At 70.8% G+C, this 22,115-nt stretch carries 18 protein-coding genes; 11 read left to right on the top strand and 7 right to left on the bottom strand.

The window, feature by feature from the left end; translation table 11 throughout:
* Positions 1-16: 16 nt before the first annotated feature.
* Positions 17-1,105 carry a redox-regulated ATPase YchF gene (gene ychF, locus ACZ4TO_RS21945; protein WP_361685992.1) on the bottom strand — a complete coding sequence of 363 codons (1,089 nt, stop codon included), beginning with the start codon at positions 1,103-1,105 and terminating at the stop codon, positions 17-19.
* A gap of 305 nt (positions 1,106-1,410) precedes the next feature.
* Here ychF and ACZ4TO_RS21940 point away from each other — a divergent pair, with 305 nt between their 5' ends.
* Entirely contained in the window at positions 1,411-1,884 is a 474-nt protein-coding gene (locus ACZ4TO_RS21940) for a DUF6542 domain-containing protein (protein ID WP_382787828.1), read from the top strand.
* 160 nt (positions 1,885-2,044) lie between these two features.
* Here the strand turns inward: ACZ4TO_RS21940 and ppgK are convergent, their stop codons facing one another.
* The gene (gene ppgK, locus ACZ4TO_RS21935; protein ID WP_382787830.1) at positions 2,045-2,794 is read right to left on the bottom strand and encodes a polyphosphate--glucose phosphotransferase; all 750 of its coding nucleotides are present in this window, start codon (positions 2,792-2,794) and stop codon (positions 2,045-2,047) included.
* A gap of 29 nt (positions 2,795-2,823) precedes the next feature.
* A complete protein-coding gene (locus ACZ4TO_RS21930) occupies positions 2,824-3,828 on the bottom strand; it encodes a 4-hydroxy-3-methylbut-2-enyl diphosphate reductase (RefSeq protein ID WP_382787832.1) in 1,005 nt (334 codons plus the stop codon).
* A gap of 101 nt (positions 3,829-3,929) precedes the next feature.
* On the opposite strand from ACZ4TO_RS21930, the gene ACZ4TO_RS21925 reads away from it, so the two are divergent.
* From ACZ4TO_RS21925 to ACZ4TO_RS21910, 4 genes are all read left to right on the top strand, one after another.
* Complete coding sequence (locus ACZ4TO_RS21925) at positions 3,930-5,303, top strand: APC family permease (protein ID WP_468025005.1); 1,374 nt, start codon at positions 3,930-3,932, stop codon at positions 5,301-5,303.
* Between the two features lie 153 nt (positions 5,304-5,456).
* A complete protein-coding gene (gene xseA, locus ACZ4TO_RS21920; protein ID WP_382787836.1) occupies positions 5,457-6,665 on the top strand; it encodes an exodeoxyribonuclease VII large subunit in 1,209 nt (402 codons plus the stop codon).
* Between the two features lie 9 nt (positions 6,666-6,674).
* Complete coding sequence (locus ACZ4TO_RS21915) at positions 6,675-6,923, top strand: exodeoxyribonuclease VII small subunit (protein WP_382787838.1); 249 nt, start codon at positions 6,675-6,677, stop codon at positions 6,921-6,923.
* A gap of 283 nt (positions 6,924-7,206) precedes the next feature.
* Positions 7,207-7,797, top strand: coding sequence for a malonic semialdehyde reductase (locus tag ACZ4TO_RS21910; protein WP_382787840.1), 591 nt, complete (start codon positions 7,207-7,209; stop codon positions 7,795-7,797).
* 93 nt (positions 7,798-7,890) lie between these two features.
* Here the strand turns inward: ACZ4TO_RS21910 and ACZ4TO_RS21905 are convergent, their stop codons facing one another.
* On the bottom strand, positions 7,891-8,409 hold the full coding sequence (locus ACZ4TO_RS21905) for a DUF4245 domain-containing protein (RefSeq protein ID WP_382787842.1): 519 nt from the start codon (positions 8,407-8,409) through the stop codon (positions 7,891-7,893).
* Between the two features lie 125 nt (positions 8,410-8,534).
* On the opposite strand from ACZ4TO_RS21905, the gene glpX reads away from it, so the two are divergent.
* Positions 8,535-9,566: a class II fructose-bisphosphatase gene (gene glpX / locus ACZ4TO_RS21900; RefSeq protein WP_326785733.1), complete on the top strand. Its 1,032-nt coding sequence runs from the start codon at positions 8,535-8,537 to the stop codon at positions 9,564-9,566.
* A gap of 163 nt (positions 9,567-9,729) precedes the next feature.
* Here glpX and ACZ4TO_RS21895 read toward each other — a convergent pair whose 3' ends face one another.
* Together ACZ4TO_RS21895 and ACZ4TO_RS21890 are read right to left on the bottom strand one after the other, a co-directional pair.
* The gene (locus ACZ4TO_RS21895) at positions 9,730-10,101 is read right to left on the bottom strand and encodes a WhiB family transcriptional regulator (RefSeq protein ID WP_328671196.1); all 372 of its coding nucleotides are present in this window, start codon (positions 10,099-10,101) and stop codon (positions 9,730-9,732) included.
* A 196-nt stretch (positions 10,102-10,297) separates the two neighbouring features.
* Positions 10,298-11,026 carry a DUF1707 SHOCT-like domain-containing protein gene (locus ACZ4TO_RS21890; protein WP_382787845.1) on the bottom strand — a complete coding sequence of 243 codons (729 nt, stop codon included), beginning with the start codon at positions 11,024-11,026 and terminating at the stop codon, positions 10,298-10,300.
* 247 nt (positions 11,027-11,273) lie between these two features.
* Here ACZ4TO_RS21890 and ACZ4TO_RS21885 point away from each other — a divergent pair, with 247 nt between their 5' ends.
* From ACZ4TO_RS21885 to ACZ4TO_RS21865, 5 genes are all read left to right on the top strand, one after another.
* A complete protein-coding gene (locus ACZ4TO_RS21885) occupies positions 11,274-12,941 on the top strand; it encodes a fumarate hydratase (RefSeq protein ID WP_382787847.1) in 1,668 nt (555 codons plus the stop codon).
* 110 nt (positions 12,942-13,051) lie between these two features.
* Complete coding sequence (locus ACZ4TO_RS21880; protein ID WP_468025004.1) at positions 13,052-14,455, top strand: class II fumarate hydratase; 1,404 nt, start codon at positions 13,052-13,054, stop codon at positions 14,453-14,455.
* 114 nt (positions 14,456-14,569) lie between these two features.
* On the top strand, positions 14,570-15,262 hold the full coding sequence (gene fomD, locus ACZ4TO_RS21875; RefSeq protein WP_382787851.1) for a cytidylyl-2-hydroxypropylphosphonate hydrolase: 693 nt from the start codon (positions 14,570-14,572) through the stop codon (positions 15,260-15,262).
* A gap of 412 nt (positions 15,263-15,674) precedes the next feature.
* Complete coding sequence (locus ACZ4TO_RS21870) at positions 15,675-17,825, top strand: SpoIIE family protein phosphatase (protein WP_382787853.1); 2,151 nt, start codon at positions 15,675-15,677, stop codon at positions 17,823-17,825.
* Positions 17,826-18,089: 264 nt separating this feature from the next.
* Positions 18,090-19,556: a catalase gene (locus ACZ4TO_RS21865; protein ID WP_468025003.1), complete on the top strand. Its 1,467-nt coding sequence runs from the start codon at positions 18,090-18,092 to the stop codon at positions 19,554-19,556.
* 113 nt (positions 19,557-19,669) lie between these two features.
* On the opposite strand, the gene ACZ4TO_RS21860 is transcribed toward ACZ4TO_RS21865, so the two are convergent.
* Positions 19,670-21,994: a transglycosylase domain-containing protein gene (locus ACZ4TO_RS21860; protein WP_382787857.1), complete on the bottom strand. Its 2,325-nt coding sequence runs from the start codon at positions 21,992-21,994 to the stop codon at positions 19,670-19,672.
* Positions 21,995-22,115: the final 121 nt, after the last annotated feature.

The following is a 22,115-nucleotide window of genomic DNA, read 5'->3' as shown; positions in this document are numbered from 1 at the left end:
GTGCGGGCATGCACGACTACACGTTGAAGCGGAACTCCACCACGTCGCCGTCCTGCATGACGTACTCCTTGCCCTCCATGCGGGCCTTGCCCTTGGCGCGGGCCTCGGCGACCGAGCCGGTCTCGACCAGGTCGGCGAAGGAGATGACCTCGGCCTTGATGAAGCCCTTCTGGAAGTCGGTGTGGATCACACCGGCGGCCTCGGGGGCCGTCGCGCCCTTCTTGATGGTCCAGGCGCGGGATTCCTTCGGGCCGGCCGTCAGGTAGGTCTGCAGGCCGAGGGTGTTGAAGCCGACGCGGGCCAGCGTGGCCAGGCCCGGCTCCTCGGCGCCCACCGACTCCAGGAGCTCCAGGGCGTCCTCCTCGTCCAGCTCGGCGAGGTCCTGCTCCAGCTTGGCGTTGAGGAAGATCGCCTCGGCGGGGGCGACCAGGGCGCGCTGCTCGGCCTTGAAGTCCTCGTCGACCAGCTCGTCCTCGTCCACGTTGAAGACGTAGAGGAACGGCTTGGTCGTGAGCAGGTGCAGGTCGTGCAGCAGTTCCTCGTTGCCGGAGCCCTGGACGATGCCCGCGGAGAACAGGGTGTCGCCCTTCTCCAGGATCTCCTTGGCCGCCTCGACCGCCGCGACCTTGGGCGCGATGTCCTTCTTGATGCGCGACTCCTTCTGGAGGCGCGGCAGGACCTTCTCGATCGTCTGGAGGTCGGCGAGGATCAGCTCGGTGTTGATCGTCTCGATGTCGTCCTTGGGCGAGACCTTGCCGTCGACGTGCACGACGTTCTCGTCCTTGAACGCACGGATGACCTGGCAGATCGCGTCCGACTCACGGATGTTGGCGAGGAACTTGTTGCCCAGGCCCTCGCCCTCGCTCGCGCCGCGCACGATGCCCGCGATGTCGACGAAGTCGACGGTCGCCGGCAGGACGCGCTGCGAGGAGAAGATCTCGGCCAGCTTGGTCAGACGCGGGTCGGGGACACCGACCACGCCGACGTTCGGCTCGATCGTGGCGAACGGGTAGTTGGCCGCGAGCACGTCGTTCTTGGTCAGGGCGTTGAACAGGGTCGACTTGCCGACATTGGGCAGACCGACGATTCCGATCGTGAGCGACACGTTGCGACTTCCCGTACGAGAGGATGGGCGAAGGGCCCTCCAGAAGAGCGGGCCGATCCACCAGTCTACGGCGTGGCCCGCCCCCCGCCCGCGAGGTATCGAACGCATGGCCAAGCTCTTTCCACGGCCTCGCCTTCGGCCGGTCTCCGGCGTGTCCGATGAGCCGTTCCACACATAAAACGACCTAAGTTGGTCCAGTGGAGCAACACAGGACGCGTCCCCCTCAGTACAGACCGCGACGCGGAGCACCTGTTCCGGCCCAGGCCGGACGGGCGGCGAACGGCGGTGTCCGACGGGACGGCCCGGTGGCGCGGCGACCCGTGCCCGCGGCGGCCGGGCAACCGCGCCGTTCCTCGCGTCCCCGGCTGACCGGGCTCGGGGGCGGCCTGTTCTGCGGCGCGTCGATGTTCGCGCTGGCCTGCCTGGACCACCTGCTGTTCGGCGGGTCGGCCACGGTCTACGGGGTGCTGTTCCTGCCCGTGTGCGTGCTGACCGCGCTGTGGGTGCGGCCCGGCGACCTGGTGACGGCCCCCGTGGTCCTGCCGATCGCCTTCGCCTGCGGGCTGCCGCCGATCACCGACGACGGCGGGGGCGGGCTCGGCGGGTTCTTCATGGGCCTGGTCACCACGCTGGCCCTGCAGGCGGGCTGGCTGTACGGGGGGACGCTGGCCGCGGTCCTCGTCGTGACGCTCCGCCGGATCCGTCTGATGTCGCGGCGCCGGGCCGCCCAGCGGCGCGAGCGGGCACGCGCCGTACCGCCCGGCAGACAGGCCCGCTGACGGCCCGTCGAAGGCCCGCGTACCCGACCGCCCGTCCGCCGCCCGTCCGCCCGCGGACAGGCGGGCTGACGGGCCTCGTACCGCTGTCCGTGGACGGCGGGCGGGCGGCCCTCGTCATGTCGGCCTGCGCCCTCTCCTGCCGTCGGGAGCGGTGTCGCCGCTAGCGGCCGATCTGCGCGGCCCGCATCGCCGCGCCCACGATCCCGGCGTTGTTCTGGAGCTGCGCCGGAACGATCTCCGCCTTGATGCCCTCGATCAGCGGCAGGAACTTCTCGGACTTGCGACTGACTCCGCCGCCGATGATGAACAGCTCGGGGGAGAACAGCATCTCGACATGGGCGAGGTACTTGGAGACACGGCGCGACCAGTGCTCCCAGGTCAGCTCGTGGTCGTCCTTGGCCTTGGTGGACGCCTTCTTCTCGGCGTCGTGGCCGTTCAGCTCCAGGTGCCCCAGCTCGGTGTTCGGGACCAGCTCGCCGTCCGTGAACACGGCGCTGCCGATGCCGGTGCCGAAGGTGAGCAGGATGACCGTGCCCCGGCGGCCCTTCCCGGCCCCGAACTCCATCTCCGCGACACCCGCCGCGTCGGCGTCGTTCAGCACGGTCACCGGCAGGCCGCCCAGCCGCTCGCCGAGCAGCGCGCCCGCGTCGGTGTCGATCCAGGACTTGTCGACGTTCGCCGCCGTACGGATGGTGGAACCGCCGGTCACCACACCGGGGAACGTGATCCCCACCGGGCCCGTCCAGCCGAAGTGGTCGACGACTTCCTTCACGCCGTCGGCCACCGCGTCGGGCGTCGCCGGGTGCGGGGTGAGCACCTTGCAGCGCTCCTCCGCGAGGTCCCCGCGGTCAAGGTCCACAGGGGCACCCTTGATCCCGGATCCGCCAATGTCCACACCGAAGATCTTCATGGCCCTACGTTACGACGTACGGCTGAATGTCACTTCCCGGACGGCCCACCCGTACGCGCCTCCACCAGAGCGGCCGCCTCCGCGCGCAGGTCGCGGCGCAGCTCCTTGGGGAGCGAGAACGTGATGGACTCCTCGGCGGCCTTGACGATCTCCACGTCCTCGAAGCCGCGCCCGGACAGGAACTCCAGGACCTGCTCGACGAGGACCTCGGGGACGGAGGCGCCGGAGGTGACACCGACCGTGGTCACGCCCTCCAGCCAGGCCTCGTCGATCTCCTCGGCGAAGTCCACCAGGTAGGCGGCGCGGGCGCCGGCCAGCTTGGCTACCTCGACCAGCCGGACCGAGTTCGAGGAGTTGCGCGATCCGACCACGATGACCAGCTCGGCCTCCGCACCCATCTGCTTCACGGCGAGCTGGCGGTTCTGCGTGGCGTAGCAGATGTCGTCGCTCGGCGGCGAGATGAGGAGCGGGAACTTCTCCTTGAGGGCGTCGACCGTCTCCATCGTCTCGTCGACGGAGAGGGTGGTCTGGGAGAGCCAGACGACCCGGGAGGGGTCGCGGACCTCGACCTTGGCGACGTCCTCGGGGCCGTCGACCAGGGTGATGTGGTCGGGCGCCTCGCCGGAGGTGCCGATGACCTCCTCGTGGCCCTCGTGCCCGATGAGGAGGATGTCGAAGTCGTCGTTGGCGAAACGGACGGCTTCCTTGTGGACCTTGGTGACCAGCGGGCACGTCGCGTCGATGGTGGCGAGCTTGCCGGCGGCGGCCTCGTCGTGGACGACGGGGGCGACGCCGTGCGCCGAGAACATGACGATGGACCCCTCGGGGACCTCCGCCGTCTGCTCGACGAAGATCGCGCCCTTCTTCTCCAGCGTCTGCACGACGTACTTGTTGTGGACGATCTCGTGACGGACGTAGATCGGGGCCCCGTACTGCTCGAGGGCCTTCTCGACGGCGATCACGGCGCGGTCCACGCCCGCGCAGTAGCCACGGGGGGCGGCGAGCAGGACACGGCGGCCAGGCGAAGCGGTCATGCCCCCATCGTAAGGCCGCGTCCGGCGGGTCGGGGATCGCCTCCTCGGAGAGACTGTGGACAGCCGCTGGGGGTGGGACCAGGCGATTCCCGGGAGGCACGATGTCCGAAGCACCGGCCACCGCCGAGGCGGACCCCGCCGGGCGGGGGCTGCGCCGCAGCCTCGGCTTCCGGGACCTGGTCGTCTACGGCCTGCTGTTCATCGCGCCGATGGCACCGGTCGGGATCTTCGGGACGCTGGACGCGAGGTCGCACGGGGCGGTCGCGCTGGTGTACGTCGTCGCGACGGCCGCCATGGCGTTCACCGCCTTCAGCTACGCCCAGATGGTCCGGGTGGTCCCCCAGGCCGGTTCGGTGTTCGCCTACGCGCGCGCGGGGCTCGGCCCGGCGGCCGGGTTCGTCGCCGGGTGGATGGTGATGCTGGACTATCTGCTCATCCCGGCGGTGGCCTATCTGTTCTCCGGGATCGCGATGAACGCGCTGGTCCCGGAGGTGTCCCGGTGGGTGTGGACCACGCTCGCCGTCCTCGTCACGACGTCCCTCAATCTCCTGGGGGTCCGCACCGCGGCGCGCGTCGGCTTCCTGGTGCTCGCGACGGAGATCGTGGTCCTCGTCGTCTTCGTCGTGGCGGCGGCCGTGGTGCTCGCGCGCGACGGCGCGCACCGCGACTGGCTGTCCCCGCTGTCGGGTGACGGCACGCAGGGCGCGTTCGCGCTGTCGGCCGTGCTCGGCGCCGTCTCGGTCGCCGTCCTGTCCTTCCTGGGCTTCGACGCGATCGCCTCCTTCGCCGAGGAGGTCACGGGCGGTTCGGAGAAGGTGGCCCGCGCGGTGCTGTTCTGTCTCGTGCTCGCGGGTGTGCTGTTCGTGGCGCAGACCTATCTGGCGGCGCTGCTGGAGCCGCTGCCGTCCGCGCGGCTCGCCGCCGACCCCGCGCTCCAGGGGCCGGCGTTCTACGACGCCGTGGACGCCGCCGTCGGCTCGTGGCTGCACAACCTGGTCGCCGTGAGCAAGGCGGTCGGCGCGGCCTTCGCGGCGCTGGCCGGGCAGGCCGCGGCCGGGCGGATCGTCTTCGCGATGGCCCGCGACCGGCGGCTGCCGCGGGCCCTGGCGCGGACCGGGTCCGGGGTGCCGCGCGCGGCACTGCTGTGCGCGGCGGTGATCACGACGGTCGCCGCCGTCTGGGCGGCGCGCCGCGACGACGGCCTGGACAAGCTGGTCTCGGTGGTCGACATCGGCGCGCTGACCGCGTTCACGCTGCTGCACGCGTCGGTGGTGGGCTGGTTCGCCGTACGGCATCTGGGCGGGCCCGTGGTGTGGTGGCGGCACGTGCTCCTGCCCGTACTGGGGGCCGCGATCACCGTCGCGGTGATCGCCGAGGCGTCGGGAACGGCCCAGGTGACGGGCATCGTGTGGCTGGCGGCGGGGCTGGTGGTGCTGTTCGCCCAACGGGGGCGGGCTGGGGCCGCGACGGGGTAGTCCCCGACCGGGGGCAGCACCCCACCCGACGGGGGCCGGACCGTGCACGGCCAGGGGCCGGACCGCTGCGGACGGCCGCGAGCCGCGGCCGACGGCCTCGAACCGTGGCGGACCGCACGGGCGTTGTCGGTGGGGCCCACTACGCTCGGGCGCATGGCTCTCAACACGTCCGCGGACGCTCCGCTGCCCGTCGGCGAGGTGTCACGGCTCATCGGGGGATGGATCGACCGGCTCGGCGCGGTGTGGGTCGAGGGGCAGATCACCCAGTTGTCGCGGCGCCCCGGCGCGGGCGTCGTCTTCCTGACGCTGCGCGACCCGTCGTACGACATCTCGGTGAGCGTGACCTGCTACCGACAGGTCTTCGACGCGGTCTCCGACGTCGTGAGCGAGGGCGCCCGGGTAGTCGTCCTGGCCAAACCGGAGTGGTACGCGCCGCGCGGGCAGCTCTCCCTGCGCGCCACCGAGATCAAACCGGTGGGAGTGGGAGAGCTTCTGGCCCGTCTCGAACAGCTCAAGAAGTCGCTGGCGGCCGAGGGGCTGTTCGCGGCGGAGCGCAAGAAGGCGCTGCCGTTCCTGCCGCAGCTCATCGGGCTGGTGTGCGGGCGCGCGTCGGCGGCCGAGCGTGACGTGCTGGAGAACGCGCGGCACCGCTGGCCCGCCGTCCGCTTCGAGGTGCGCAACGTCGCCGTGCAGGGTGTCCACGCCGTACCGCAGGTCGTGCAGGCGGTGAAGGAGCTGGACGCCCTCGAAGAGGTCGACGTGATCGTGGTGGCGCGCGGCGGCGGCAGCGTGGAGGACCTGCTGCCGTTCTCCGACGAACAGCTCGTCCGCGCGGTCGCGGCCTGCCGTACGCCGGTCGTGTCGGCGATCGGGCACGAGCCGGACAGCCCGCTGCTCGACCTCGTGGCGGACCTGCGGGCCTCCACACCGACGGACGCCGCCAAGAAGGTCGTGCCGGACGTCGGCGAGGAGTACGAGCGGGTGCGGTTCCTGCGGGACCGGGCGCGGCGCTGCGTCCAGTCGTTCATCGACCGCGAGGAGCGCGGCCTCGCGCACGCGCTGGCCCGGCCCTCGATGGAGGATCCGCACCGGATGATCGACGAGCGGGCGGACCAGGTGTCCGCCCTGCTCGACCGGGGGCGGCGCACCCTCGGGCATCTGCTGGACCGCGCGGACTCGGAGCTGACGCACACCCACGCGCGCGTGGTGGCCCTCTCCCCCGCGGCGACCCTCCAGCGGGGGTACGCGGTGCTGCAGCGGGCCGACGGTCATGTGGTCCGGGACCCGGCCGAGGTGGCGGCGGACGAGACGCTGCGGGCGCGGGTCGCCGAGGGTGAATTCACGGTTCGAGTCGATGCATAGGGTGGGCGCATGACCAGCAAGGTGGACGAGGCGCTCGGGTACGAGCAGGCACGGGACGAGCTGATCGAGGTCGTACGCCGTCTGGAGGCGGGCGGTACGACCCTGGAGGAGTCCCTGGCGCTCTGGGAGCGCGGCGAGGAGCTGGCCAAGGTGTGCCGGCGCTGGCTGGAGGGCGCTCGGGCCCGTCTGGACGCGGCCCTGGCCGAGGAGTCCGCGGAGGGGGAAGGCGCCGAGGGCGCCGGTTCCGGATCCGAGTGAGGTCCGGCGCCTGCTCGAGGTGACGTGCGGTGCCGCGACTCCGGGTGACGAGCGGCCCCACGTCCTCGTGACGGGCGCGTCCGGGGCGGGGTGACGTCCTTCTCCGATTCCGAGTGGCTCCAGCGGGGCCCGTGAGACGGCGGGCCCCCTTTTTTTCGATGCCTCCGCCTGTGAAGCGGATCACCACGCCCCGCTTTTGGTTGAACTTTAAACCTCCTCGACGTACTGTCGTACTCGCCAACAGATCCCCCCGGATCCACCGCACATACCGAGAAGGTTCTTCATGTCTCTCGTCCTTGACCCCACCGCTCAGGACCTGCTGTTCCGCGAGGCCCGCACGGCGAACACCTTCACCGACGAGCCGGTGACCGACGAGCAGGTCCAGGCGATCTACGACCTGGTCAAGTACGGCCCGACCGCCTTCAACCAGTCGCCGCTGCGCATCACCCTGGTCCGCTCCCCCGAGGCCCGCGAGCGTCTCGTGCAGCACCTCGCCGAGGGCAACCAGGCGAAGACCGCCGCCGCCCCGCTGGTCGCGATCCTCTCCGCGGACAACGAGTTCCACGAGGAACTGCCGGCGCTGCTTCCCCACTTCCCCGCCGCCAAGGACATGTTCTTCTCCGAGCGCCCGGTCCGTGAGAGCGCCGCCGCGATGAACGCCGCGCTCCAGGCCGCGTACTTCATCATCGGCGTCCGCGCCGCCGGCCTCGCCGCGGGCCCGATGACCGGCGCCGACCTCGCCGGCGTCCAGAAGGAGTTCCTGGACGACGACCACACCCCGCTGATGATCGTCAACATCGGCAAGCCGGGCGAGGACGCCTGGTTCCCGCGCTCCCCGCGCCTCGAGGCCGACCAGGTCATCACGACCGTCTGACCGACGGCACCAGCGAACGAGAAGGGCCCCCGGCGCGCCGCCGGGGGCCCTTCTGCATGCCTTGGGGGTTCTGCGCGGCCGTACCGGTCGCCGCTAGGAGGTCTTCAGGGACTCCGCCATCTTCACCAGCGTGCCGAACGACCCGGTGCCGGTCACCACCGTCGTGGAACCCTTGCCCTCCAGGACGAGGGCGTCGTAGTGGTCGCCCTCGTAGCGCCGCCAGGTCCGGTCGCCGATGCGCTCGGTGGCCTTCGTCTGCCGCGCGCCCTGGCTCGCCGTGTCGATGAACACCGCCGGCCGCTGAGTGGACTGCTCGACCGCCACGTACTGACCGTCGGGGGCACGGAAGCCCAGATGCCAGGCGTCGAACTCGCTGCCGTCGTACCGCACCGAGGTCGCCTTCCACGCCGACGGCAGACCCTCGGGCGCCGCCACGGGATAGCTCGCCGCACGGCGAGCCGTCAGCAGCTCGACCTGATAGTCGACACGCTTGAGATCGGGCTCGGAGTCGTCATGCGGAATGAAGATGTAGATGACACCCGCCATGAGCGAGATGAGGCCCAGGGAAAGAATCATGTCCCGGACCGACTGCTTGCCTTTCATACCTGCCACGCCCCTATCGTCGCAGGTGCCCTGGCCTGCTCATCCGTGGGCCCCCCTGCTCATTTTGCAAGCCTGGCGATAGAGTCGGGGCACACCCTCATCCGGCCGTCGTCGTATCAGAAAGGTGCGTGTCGATGACCGAACATCATCTGCCCTCCGAACTCGAAGTCCCGTCGGAAGCCCCCGACCGCAACCTCGCCCTCGAACTGGTGCGTGTCACCGAGGCCGCCGCGATGGCCGCGGGCCGCTGGGTCGGCCGGGGCGACAAGAACGGCGCCGACGGCGCCGCCGTCCGCGCCATGCGCACCCTCGTCTCCACCGTCTCGATGAACGGCGTCGTCGTCATCGGCGAGGGGGAGAAGGACGAGGCCCCGATGCTCTTCAACGGGGAGCGCGTGGGCGACGGGACCGGTCCCGAGTGCGACATCGCCGTCGACCCGATCGACGGGACCACGCTCACCGCCAAGGGCATGACGAACGCGATCGCCGTGCTCGCGGCCGCCGACCGCGGCACCATGTTCGACCCGTCCGCGGTCTTCTACATGGACAAGCTGGTCACCGGCCCCGAGGCCGCCGACTTCGTCGACATCAACGCGTCCGTGGCGGTGAACATCCGCCGGGTCGCCAAGGCCAAGCGGGTCACGCCCGAGGACGTCACGGTGGTCATCCTCGACCGCCCGCGTCACGACGGGATCATCAAGGAGATCCGGGAGACCGGCGCGCGCATCAAGCTGATCTCCGACGGCGACGTCGCGGGCTCCATCCTCGCGCTGCGCGAGGGAACCGGCATCGACCTGCTGCTCGGCATCGGCGGCACGCCCGAGGGCATCATCTCGGCCTGTGCCGTCAAGTGCCTCGGCGGCACCATCCAGGGCAAGCTGTGGCCGAAGGACGACGAGGAGCGGCAGCGGGCGATCGACGCCGGTCACGACCTCGACCGCGTCCTGACCACGAACGACCTGGTCTCCGGCGAGAACGTCTTCTTCGTCGCGACCGGGATCACCGACGGCGAGCTGCTGCGCGGGGTGCGCTACCGCTCCGAGACGGCGACGACCGAGTCGATCGTGATGCGCTCCAAGTCGGGCACGGTCCGCCAGATCCGGTCCGAGCACCGGCTGAGCAAGCTGCGTGCGTACAGCGCGATCGACTTCGACCGCGCCAAGTAGGACCACCGGCCCTGCCGGCCGGGCGCCCACACGGCGCGAAAGGGGCGCCCCTTGTGCGGAGGGGCGCCCCTTTTCCGTGTCGGCGCCGCGGGCAGGTCCACGCGCCCCGGGCGGGACGCCCCTGGGGGTGTCGCCGCCCTGGGGTCCCGCCTTCCCGGGTGGGTCAGCCGGCCGCGGCTATCGTGCCGCGGGCGGCCTTCTTCAGTTCCAGGTCGCGGCGGCGCCGCCTGGCGAGCACGACGCGGCGCTCGGCGGCGGTCAGTCCGCCCCAGACGCCGTACGGCTCGGGTTGCAGCAACGCGTGTTCGCGGCACTCGACCATGACCGGACAGCGGGCGCAGACGCGCTTGGCCGCCTCCTCACGGGAGAGACGTGAAGCGGTCGGCTCCTTGGAGGGAGCGAAGAACAGGCCGGCTTCGTCACGCCTGCACACCGCCTCCGTGTGCCATGGCGCTTCCTGATCCCTGTCCCGCACGGGCGCCCGCTGGGCCGGAACGGCAGCTACCTGCAGGGACTGATGCGGCGGTTGCAGCACGGTCTACTCCTGACGACGGCTTCGCGAGCGTGCCGGGCACCGGGGAAGTTCCACAGCGCCCTCCAAGAGACGATGCAGCAAGCCCTACCCGCTGTGCGCGCGCCTATGCACTGCGTGCCGAAGCCCGGCCGTTCTCACGCGTGATCGATCGTCCGCCGCGGACCGACCGCATCCGCCGCCCGCATATTCACGAGCGTCAACGGTCGAGGTGCTTGCGCAAACTCCGGTCCAGCCGGTCCGCCACCCGCTCGTTCACCCGGCTGGTGACCCGGTCGAGGATGTCCGCGATGAGCTTGCCGCGCTTGGGCCGCGCCTCGACGTTCCCCAGGACGGCGAGGCCGTCGATGTAGACCACGGGGGCGTCGGGGTCCCCCGAGTCCAGCGTGTCCACCTCGAAGTTGCCGAGCACGCCACCGCCGCTGCCGCGCAGCGAGACGTTCTCCGGAACGAAGATCTCGACGTTGCCGAACACCGAGATCGCCTTGATCACGACCTGCTGGTACTCGAAGATCGCCTCGCTCAGGTCGATCTCGACATTGCCGAAGACCGAGTACGCGTGGATGCGCCGGCCCGCCCGCCAGCGGCCCTTGCGGACGGCGGAGCTGAAGACCGCCACCACGTTCTCGTCGGCCTCCGCCGGGATCGCGCCCTGGGTGGGGCGGTTCGGCGCCGAGGTGTACGCGGCGGACGCGCGGCCCGTGTGGGCGGCGGGCAGGTCGCGGACGAACCGGTCGAGCTCGCCGACCGTCTTGGTGGCCAGCACGCCCTCGACCCGCTCGGCGTGCTCCTCCGCGGTCAGGCGCCCCTCGGCGACCGCCTCGCGCAGGATGTCGGTGATCCGGTCGCGGTCGGCGTCCGAGGCGCGCAGCTCGGCCGGCTTCGCCGCCGTGGCGGCACTCGCGTCGGGGCTCTTTTGAAGGTCCACGGCGACAGCGTACCCAAACGCGATAGATCGCGACTACCCCTCACGCGCCACCCGCGGGAAACCCGTCCTCACCGGAACCCGTGGGTCCGGTGTCCGAACTGAGCCTTACCTCACAGCCTCGCCGTCCGTGTCAGGTTCTACGCTGGTGGACGCTGCCGATGACGGCCGGCCTCCGGCGAACGCGCCGTAGGGGTGCCCGAGGCGACCGAGCACCGCAAAGCCGACTGTCGAGTGAGGAATAGGCGAGATGCCTGAGTTCGCGTACACCGATCTGCTCCCCCAGGGAGAGGACACCACCCCGTACCGGCTGGTGACCTCCGAGGGTGTCTCCACCTTCGAGGCCGACGGGCGGACGTTCCTCAAGGTGGAGCCGGAGGCGCTGCGCAAGCTCGCCGCGGAGGCCATCCACGACATCCAGCACTACCTGCGCCCGGCGCACCTGGCCCAGCTCCGCCGCATCATCGACGACCCGGAGGCCTCGGCGAACGACAAGTTCGTCGCCCTGGACCTGCTGAAGAACGCGAACATCGCCGCCGCGGGCGTCCTGCCCATGTGCCAGGACACCGGCACGGCGATCGTCATGGGCAAGCGCGGCCAGAACGTGCTCACCGAGGGCGGCGACGAGGCGGCCCTCTCGCGCGGCATCTACGACGCGTACAAGAACCTGAACCTGCGCTATTCGCAGATGGCCCCGCTGACCATGTGGGACGAGAAGAACACCGGCTCGAACCTGCCGGCGCAGATCGAGCTGTACGCCACCGACGGCGGCGCCTACAAGTTCCTGTTCATGGCCAAGGGCGGCGGCTCGGCCAACAAGTCGTTCCTCTACCAGGAGACGAAGGCGGTCCTCAACGAGGGCTCCATGATGAAGTTCCTGGAGGAGAAGATCCGCTCGCTGGGGACGGCCGCCTGCCCGCCGTACCACCTGGCGATCGTCGTCGGCGGCACGAGCGCCGAGTACGCGCTGAAGACCGCGAAGTACGCCTCCGCGCACTACCTGGACGAGATCCCCTCCGAGGGCTCCGAGCTCGGCCACGGCTTCCGGGACAAGGAGCTGGAGGAGAAGGTCTTCGAGCTGACCCAGAAGATCGGCATCGGCGCGCAGTTCGGCGGCAAGTACTTCTGCCACGACGTCCGCGTGGTGCGCCTGCCCCGGCACGGCGCGTCCTGCCCGGTCGCGATCGCGGTCTCCTGCTCGGCCGACCGCCAGGCCGTCGCGAAGATCACCGCCGAGGGCGTCTTCCTGGAGCAGCTCGAGACCGACCCCGCGCGCTTCCTGCCGGAGACCACGGACGAGCACCTGGACGAGGCCGGTGACGTCGTCAGGATCGACCTGAACCAGCCGATGGACGACATCCTCGCCGAGCTGACGAAGTACCCGGTCAAGACCCGCCTCTCGCTCTCCGGCCCGCTCGTGGTGGCGCGCGACATCGCGCACGCCAAGATCAAGGAGCGGCTGGACGCGGGCGAGGAGATGCCGCAGTACCTGAAGGACCACCCCGTGTACTACGCGGGCCCGGCCAAGACCCCCGAGGGCTACGCGTCCGGTTCCTTCGGTCCGACCACGGCCGGCCGCATGGACTCCTACGTCGAGCAGTTCCAGGCGGCGGGCGGCTCCAAGGTGATGCTCGCCAAGGGCAACCGCAGCAAGCAGGTCACCGACGCGTGCGACGCGCACGGCGGGTTCTACCTCGGCTCCATCGGCGGTCCGGCCGCCCGTCTGGCCCAGGACTGCATCAAGAAGGTCGAGGTCGTCGAGTACGAGGAGCTCGGCATGGAGGCCGTCTGGAAGATCGAGGTCGAGGACTTCCCGGCCTTCGTCGTCGTCGACGACAAGGGCAACGACTTCTTCCAGGACCCCGCCCCCGCCCCGACCTTCACCACGATCCCGGTGCGCGGCCCCGGACTGGCGTAGTGCGGCCCCGTACGGCGTCCACCCCGCGAGGTGGACGCCGTACGGGTGACGCGCGCCGGGCGGGAACACCGGCGGGCTCCGGGATGCTGTCCCCCATGGAGGTGTCACCAATGGCGGATGGCCAGGGCGAAGGCGCGTACCGGATCGAGCACGACTCCATGGGCGAGGTGCGGGTGCCCGCGGAGGCGAAGTGGCGGGCGCAGACGCAGCGCGCCGTGCAGAACTTCCCCGTCTCGGGGCAGCGCCTGGAGCGCGCGCACATCGAGGCGCTCGCCCGGATCAAGGGGGCCGCCGCGAAGGTGAACGGCGAGCTGGGCGTGATCGGCGAGGATGCCGCGAAGGCGATCCAGGAAGCGGCCGCTGAGGTCGCCGAGGGGCGCTGGGACGCGCACTTCCCGGTCGACGTCTTCCAGACGGGCTCGGGCACCTCCTCCAACATGAACGCCAACGAGGTCATCGCGACGCTGGCGGGCGAGCGGCTGGGCAGGGACGTCCACCCCAACGACGAGGTGAACGCGTCGCAGTCGAGCAACGACGTGTTCCCGTCCTCCATCCACATCGCCGCGACCGCCGCCGTCACCCGCGATCTGGTGCCCGCGCTGGAGCATCTCGCCGCCTCGCTGGAGCGCAAGGCGCGGGAGTTCGCCGATGTCGTGAAGTCGGGGCGCACGCACCTCATGGACGCGACGCCGGTGACGCTCGGCCAGGAGTTCGGCGGGTACGCGGCCCAGGTGCGGTACGGGGTCGAACGGCTGGAGGCCTCGCTGCCGCGGCTGGCCGAACTGCCGCTCGGCGGCACGGCCGTGGGGACGGGGATCAACACCCCGCCCGGGTTCTCCGCCGCGGTGATCACGGAGGTGGCACGGACGACCGGCCTGCCGCTGACCGAGGCCCGCGACCACTTCGAGGCGCAGGGGGCGCGCGACGGGATCGTGGAGACGAGCGGTCAGCTCCGGACCATCGCCGTCGGACTGACGAAGATCGCGAACGATCTGCGGTGGATGGCCTCCGGACCGCGCACCGGACTGGCCGAGATCAGCCTCCCGGACCTCCAGCCCGGCTCCTCGATCATGCCCGGCAAGGTGAACCCGGTGATTCCCGAGGCGGTGCTGATGGTCGCCGCGCAGGTCACGGGGAACGACGCGACCGTCGCCGCCGCGGGCGCGGCCGGGAACTTCGAGCTGAACGTCATGCTGCCGGTGATCGCGAAGAACGTGCTGGAGTCGGTCCGGCTGCTCGCGAACGTCTCCCGGCTGCTCGCCGACCGCACGGTCGACGGGATCGTGGCGCACCGCGAGCGGGCCCGGGAGTACGCGGAGTCGTCGCCGTCCGTGGTGACGCCGCTGAACAGGTACATCGGGTACGAGGAGGCCGCCAAGGTCGCGAAGAAGGCGCTGGCGGAGCGCAAGACGATCCGCCGGGTGGTGCTGGAGTCGGGGTACGTGGAGCGCGGGGACCTGACCGAGGAGCAGTTGGACGAGGCCCTGGATGTCCTGCGGATGACGCACCCGTAACGGACGGCGCCCGCGAGAAACGCCTGATGACGGCTCCGTAACAGCGGGTTCCCGATGGCGTGAACCGTGACGCTTGCCGCAGCGTCGTATGCCCCGGGCACCTAATATCTGGTCATGGCAGAGGGTGGAGCGGTGAGACGAGCGGAAGCGGACGGGCGGGCGGCGTACTGGGAGCCCGGACAACCGATCCTGTGGCGGTACCGGGAGAACGGCGGCGACAGTGTCCACATCTGCCGGCCCGTGACGGTCGTACGCGACGACGCCGACCTGCTCGCGGTGTGGATGGCGCCGGACACGGAATGCGTCAAGCCCGTGCTCGCCGACGGCTCGCCGGTGCACGCAGAACCGCTGGAGTCGCGCTACACGAAGCCTCGCGCGGTGCGGCGCGGCCGCTGGTCGGGGACCGGTGTGCTGAAGCTGGCGCGTCCGGGCGAGGCCTGGTCGGTGTGGCTGTTCTGGGAACAGGGCTGGCGTTTCAAGAACTGGTACGTGAACCTGGAGGCTCCGCTGGTCCGTTGGGCGGGCGGGGTGGACTCCGAGGACCACTTCCTCGACATCTCGGTGCACCCGGACCGCAGTTGGCGCTGGCTCGACGAGGACGAATTCGCCATGGCGCAACGGGCCGGTCTGATGGATGCTCAACTGGCTGCACGAGTGAGGGAAGCGGGGTGGTCGGCGGTGGAGGTGATCCGTGCCTGGGGCGCGCCGTTCTCGGACGGCTGGCAGCACTGGAGGCCGGATCCGGGCTGGCCGGTTCCCGTTCTGCCGGATGACTGGGACCGTACGCCCGCGCACGTGTCCTCATGAGACCCTTGATGCGCCCCCGTGGTACAACCGTAGGATCGTCTTCCGCAAGGGCACACGGCAGCGACAACTCCCGCAGGATGAGCCGGGCTTGACCATATGTCACCGAGGGGCGGCAAGACGTGAGCGAGGGGTACGAGGCGTACGGCGGCGTGGCCGGCCAGAGACCGGTCGCACCGCGCGGACCCGCCACGACGGCCGCACGGACCGGGGCTTCGGTCACCGCCCCGCCGCGGACGGGGGCCGTTTTCGGCCGTGGGCGAGCCGTATCGTGCCGGGCCGCGGCCGTTCGCGCCGCGGGTTCCGGCCCTGACGACACGCAGAATCCGTTCCTGGGGCACACATTCCGGGTATCGGGGCTGCGGGAAGAACTGTGCGCTCGGCGCGCAGCCCCGGACGGATGGACTCGACACGCGTGACGGAGCACCCCACCTCGCACGAGCGCCGGCAGAGCGGCGCGCCCGCCCCCGCGGACCCTCGCGGGGCGCTCCTGCGTACCTCGGAGCCGCCGTCCCAGCTCCCGGGTTCCGGCGCGTTACCGGTACAGGCCCGCACGGGTGACGCACCGAGGGGTTCGGGTGCGTCCAAGCCGCGCGGCAAGCGCGGCAAGACCGGCGGCCAGGTGTCCGACACCGGCGTGACCGCGTCCTCGGGCACGGACGTGCCCTCGTCCTCGCCGGCCCCCTCCGGGTCCGGCTCCGAGCACTCGCAGCCCTCGGTGACCGAGCCCGACACCCACCGCCCCCGGCCCGCGCCGGAGGGCATTCCGATCCAGCCGGACGCCGAGCAGGGCCGTGCCTCGCGGACCTCCGGGGCCAAGGAGCGCCGTACGGGTCAGGGTGTCCCGCACGGCGGACCGATGCCGATGCGCCGGGACGGGGACCGGCTGCGCTTCGTGGGCGCCGCGACCCGGCGGATCGCCCGGGGCATCGACCTCGACGAGATCGTGATGGGGCTGTGCCGGGCGACCGTGCCGACCTTCTCCGACGCGATCCTCGTCTATCTGCGCGACCCGCTGCCGGTCGGCGACGAGCGGCCGACGGGGCCCCTCGTGCTGCGCCTGCGGCGCACGGACCGCATCCCCGAGGAGCGGGACACCGAGAGCGGTTTCCTGCCCGCGCTGCGGCCCGAGCCCAGCGAGCTGTCGGCGATGACGGCCGAGCTGTGCGAGGTGCGCCCCGGCGGCGCCCTCGCCGAGGTGCTGCGCGGGGTGCGGCCGGTGTTCGCGGACGCGCCCGCCGCCCGGGCCGCGCTGCCCGAACTGCTCGGCGACGATCTGCCGGTGCCCGGCGGGCAGCGCGCGATCCTCGCCCCGCTGCGCGGCCGGCGCCGGGTGATCGGGGCGGCGCTGTTCCTGCGCCGGCCGGAGCGGCTCGCCTTCGAGGCGGACGATCTGCTGGTCGCCGCGCAGCTCGCCACGCACAGCGCGCTGGGCATCGACAAGGCGGTGCTGTACGGCCGTGAGGCGTACATCGCCGACGAGCTGCAGCGCACGATGCTGCCCGAGACGCTGCCGCGGCCCACCGGGGTGCGCCTCGCGTCCCGTTATCTGCCGGCCGCGGAGACGGCCCGGGTGGGCGGCGACTGGTACGACGCGATCCCGCTGCCGGGCAGCCGGGTGGCGCTGGTCGTCGGTGACGTGATGGGCCACTCCATGACGTCGGCGGCGATCATGGGCCAGCTCCGGACGACGGCGCAGACCCTCGCGGGGCTGGACCTGCCGCCGCAGGAGGTGCTGCACCATCTCGACGAGCAGGCGCAGCGGCTCGGCACCGACCGCATGGCGACCTGCCTGTACGCCGTCTACGACCCGGTGTCGCACCGGATCACGATCGCCAACGCGGGCCATCCGCCGCCGGTGCTGCTGCATCTGGGCGGGCGGGCCGAGGTGCTGCGGGTGCCGCCGGGCGCCCCCATCGGCGTGGGCGGGGTCGACTTCGAGGCGGTGGAGCTGGACGCGCCGGCCGGGGCGACGCTCCTGCTGTACACGGACGGCCTGGTCGAGTCACGGCTCCGCGACGTCTGGACCGGCATAGAACAGCTCCGGGAGAAGCTCGCGGCGGTGGCCGCGCTGACCGGACCGGATCATCCGCCGCCGCTGGAAGCGCTGTGCGACGAGGTGCTCGACATGCTCGGCCCGGGCGACCGGGACGACGACATCGCGCTGCTCGCCGCACGGTTCGACGGGATCGCGCCGAGCGATGTCGCGTACTGGTTCCTGGAGCCGGAGGACGCGGCGCCCGGCCGCGCCCGGCGCCTGGCCCGGCGGGCACTGGCCCGCTGGGGCATGGAGGACATGACCGACGCGGTGGAGCTGCTGGTCAGCGAGGTCGTGACGAACGCGGTGCGGTACGCGTCGCGGCCGGTGACGCTGCGGCTGCTGCGGACGGACGTCCTGCGCTGCGAGGTCGGTGACGACGTGCCCCAGCTTCCGCGGCTGCGGCAGGCGCGGGCCACGGACGAGGGCGGTCGCGGGCTGTTCCTGGTGAACCGGCTGGCGCGGCGGTGGGGGGCGACCCGGCTGAGTACGGGAAAGGTCGTCTGGTTCGAGTTGAACCGGAACTGACCGGGTACTCGTCCGGCCCCGCCCCGGTGGTCGGGTGCCCAGCGGCGCCCGTGCCGGTGTGCCGGGTGCCTCGTGGCATCCGGCCGGTGTCCGGTGACGCCCGGCACCCGCGCCGGTGTCCAGGTGCCCGTGACACCCGTACCGGTGCCTGTCGGACCGGCAGGTGCCGGGCCGTGGTCCGTGTTGCCGACATGGTGTCGGCAGCGTTGACTGCTGGGGTGGGCGAAGCGACCTGACGACCTCATCTCCGACGGGAGGACGCTCGTGACGCAGGCATCCCGGAAGGCTCCGTACACCACGAACAACGTCGGGATTCCGGTGGAGAGCGACGAACACTCGCTCACCGTCGGCCCCGACGGCCCGATCCTGCTCCAGGACCACTACCTCATCGAGAAGATGGCGCAGTTCAACCGGGAGCGGGTGCCCGAGCGCGTGGTGCACGCCAAGGGCAGTGGCGCGTACGGCTTCTTCGAAGTGACCAACGACGTCAGCCAGTTCACGAAGGCCGACCTGTTCCAGCCCGGCAGGCGCACCGACATGCTGGCGCGCTTCTCGACCGTCGCGGGCGAGCAGGGCTCCCCCGACACGTGGCGCGACCCGCGCGGCTTCGCGCTGAAGTTCTACACCGAGCACGGCAATTACGACATGGTGGGCAACAACACCCCGGTCTTCTTCGTCCGTGACACGATCAAGTTCCAGGACTTCATCCGCTCGCAGAAGCGCCACCCGGTGACGGGGCTGCGCGACCACGACATGCAGTGGGACTTCTGGACGCTCTCGCCCGAGTCCGCGCATCAGGTGACCTGGCTGATGGGCGACCGGGGCATCCCGAGGACGTACCGCCACATGAACGGCTACAGCTCCCACACCTACATGTGGATCAACGGCGGCGGTGAACGGTTCTGGGTGAAGTACCACTTCAAGACCGACCAGGGCATCGACTTCCTCACCCAGGCGGAGGCCGACGAGCTGGCGGGGACGGACCCGGACCGGCACCGCCGTGACCTGTTCGAGTCGATCGAGTCCGGGGACGCGCCGAGCTGGACGCTGAAGGTCCAGATCATGCCGTTCGAGGACGCGGCGGACTACCGGTTCAACCCGTTCGACCTGACGAAGGTCTGGCCGCACGGGGACTACCCGCTGATCGACGTGGGACGCATGGTCCTGGACCGCAATCCCGAGGACTACTTCGTCCACATCGAGCAGGCCGCCTTCGAGCCCTCGAACATGGTGCCCGGCGTCGGCCCCTCGCCGGACAAGATGCTGCTGGGCCGGCTGTTCTCGTACCCCGACACCCACCGGTACCGGATCGGCCCCAACTACAGCCAGCTCCCGCCCAACCGGCCGCACGCCCCGGTGAACTCGTACGCCAAGGACGGCGCGATGCGCTACGAGCCGTCGAAGGCGGCCCGCCCGTACGCGCCGAACTCCTACGGCGGCCCCGCGGCCGACTACGACGGCCGCTTCGGCGACCCCGCGAGCTGGCAGACAGCCGGTGAGCTGGTGCGCGAGGCGTACAAGCCGCACCGCGAGGACGACGACTTCGGGCAGGCGGGCACGATGGTCCGCGAGGTGCTGGACGAGACGGCCCGGGACCGGCTGGTGGACAACGTGAGCGGCCATCTCCAGGCCGGTGTCACCCGTCCGGTGCTGGAGCGCGCCTTCCAGTACTGGCGCAACGTGGACAAGGAGACCGGCGACCGCATCGCGCGCGCCGTCGACGAAGGCTGAGGGCGCCCGGGAGCCGCGAGGGCTCGGAAACCCCGGCCACGGCCTCGAAAAGGCGAGAAGGAGGGCACCCGGAGATCCGGGTGCCCTCCTCGCGCGTCAGGACGCGGGCGCCGCTACTGACCCGACCGGTCGAACGGATTCGTCAGGGCGCCGCCGTCCGTGGCCGGCGGGCTCGTCGGTGTGGACGGGCTCGTCGTCGTCGGCTCGGTCGTCGTCGGCTCGTCCGTGGGGGTCGGCGGAGCGCTCGTGGTGGGCGGCTCCGTCGTCGGCTCCTCGGTCGTCGGGGTCGACGACGGCGTGCTGGACGGCGACCGGGTGGCGGTGGGCAGGTCGGTCGGCGCCACCGCGGCGCCCGAGGTGGTGTTCAGGTCGAACTTGGTGACCTTGCCCGCCATCGCCTCGAACGTGTAGGCCGCCCAGATCTTCGCCGGGTAGCCACCGCCGTTGACGCGGCCGCCCTCCAGGTAGAGACCCGTGGCGCCCTTCATGGAGACCTGGGCGTGGCTCTTCGCGTCCTCGCCGAACAGCAGGACCGAGGTGACCAGGTTCGGCGTGTAGCCGGTGAACCAGGCCGACTTGTTGTTGTCGGACGTACCGGTCTTGCCGGCCACCTGCTGGCCGTCACGGGCCGGGTTGTTGCGCACCGAGACCCGCGCCGTACCGTCGTCGACCACGCCGGTCAGCACCGAGGTGACCGTGTCGGCGGCCTCCTCGCTGATGGCCTGCTCGCCGATCGGGTCCGGCATCTTGACCGTGGTGTCCTTGTGCTCGGCCGTGGCGACGAGCGCCGGAGTGACCTTCTTGCCGTGGTTGTCGAGCGTGGCGTACGCGCCCGCCATCTCCAGCGGGCTCGCGCCCATGGAGCCGAGGGTCTGCGCGGGCACCGCCTGGAGGCCCTTGGTGTTCATGCCGAGCTTGCCCGCGACCTTCAGCACCTCGTCCATGCCGACGTCGACGCCCATCTGCGCGAAGACGGAGTTGATGGACTTGTTCATCGCGGTCTGCACGGTGACGGGGCCGTAGCTGGCCTCGTCCTCGTTCGGCGGCGCGAAGCCGATGTCGCTGCCGACGACCGGACGGCGGTTGGTGCCGTCGTAGACCGTGTTCGCGGTGATCGGCTGCCCGGAACGCGTCTTGGCCTGCTGGTCGAGTGCGGCCGCGAAGATCATCGGCTTGAACGTCGACGCGGCCTGGTAGTCGCGGCGGGTCGCGTTGTTGAAGTAGTGCTTGAAGTAGTCCGTGCCGCCGTACATCGCGAGGATCTTGCCGGTCTTCGGGTCGACCGACACGGCACCGGCCTGGATGTTGGCGTCGACCTTGCGCTTCTTCGGGTCCAGCTTGCTGGTGAGCTGCTGCTTGACGGTCTTCTCCAGCAGCGCCTGCTTCTTCGGGTCCACGTTCAGCGTGATGGTCCAGCCGCCCGCGGTGAGCAACGCCTTGGCGTCGTCCAGGTCCTCGGCGGTGCCCTGGGCGACGAGCTGCTTGGCCACCTCGTTGTTGGCCGCCTCCACCAGGTAGCCGGTCTGGCCCTCCATGCCCGGCGCGCCCTTGGGCTCCTTGGGGACCGGGAACTTCATGCCGGCGCGCTTGCCCGCGTCGAGCCAGTGCATCTCGACCATGTTGTCGAGGGTGTAGTTCCAGCGGGCCTCGACAAGCTTCTTGCCGGTCTTCGAGGCGACCGCCCAGTCGTACTGGCTCGGGGCCTGGAGCAGCGAGGCGAGGTAGGCGCCCTGCGCGACGTTCAGGTCCTGGGCGTCGACCTGGTAGTAGGCCTGCGCCGCGGCCTGGATGCCGTAGGCGTTGCGGCCGTAGTAGCTGGTGTTGATGTAGCCCGCGAGAATGTCGTCCTTGGTCTTCTTGCGGTCCACCTTCAGCGAGATGACCATTTCCTTCAGCTTGCGCGTGACGGTCTGGTCCTGGCTGAGGTAGTAGTTCTTGACGTACTGCTGGGTGATCGTCGATCCACCCTGCTTGCCCTTGCCGGACAGGGTGTTGATCAGGCCTCGAGCGGTGCCCTTCAGGTCGATGCCCGAGTCGCCGTAGAAGGTCTTGTTCTCGGCGGCGACGAACGTCTTCTGGACGCTCTTGGGCACCTTGGCCAGGTCGACTATCTCGCGGTTGACCTTGCCGCTGCGCCCGAGCATCGAGCCGTCGCTGTACTGGTAGATGTTGCTCTGGCGCTTGGCGGCCGCGTTGCCCTCGGGCACCGGGACGATCATGTAGAGCACGATGAAGCCGGCCATGCCGAGCAGGCAGAAGCCGAGGAACGTGCCGAGGATCGTCTTCCAGTTCACGAACCGGCGTATGCCGGTACGGCGGGGCTTGCCGGCGGCCTTCGCGCCGCCCGCCGCGCCCGCCGATTCGTGCCCGGACGAGCGCTGGGGCGCCGCGCGGCGGCCCTGCGCCTGCCGCGCTCGTCTCTCTTCAGCTCGTCCCATGGGTCGATCCGCTCCGCTTCATTCTCGTGTGGCACACAAGTTCGCCGGTCAGGTCAGCTCAGCAAACTAACACCGCGCGCTATGACAAAGGGGCGCCGATCCGGTCTTTTCCGGACGTGAC

Source organism: Streptomyces sp. NPDC028298 (assembly GCF_055565895.1).
The sequence above is the reverse complement of the archived record's forward strand: the minus strand, read 5'-3'. Positions and strand labels throughout refer to the sequence as shown.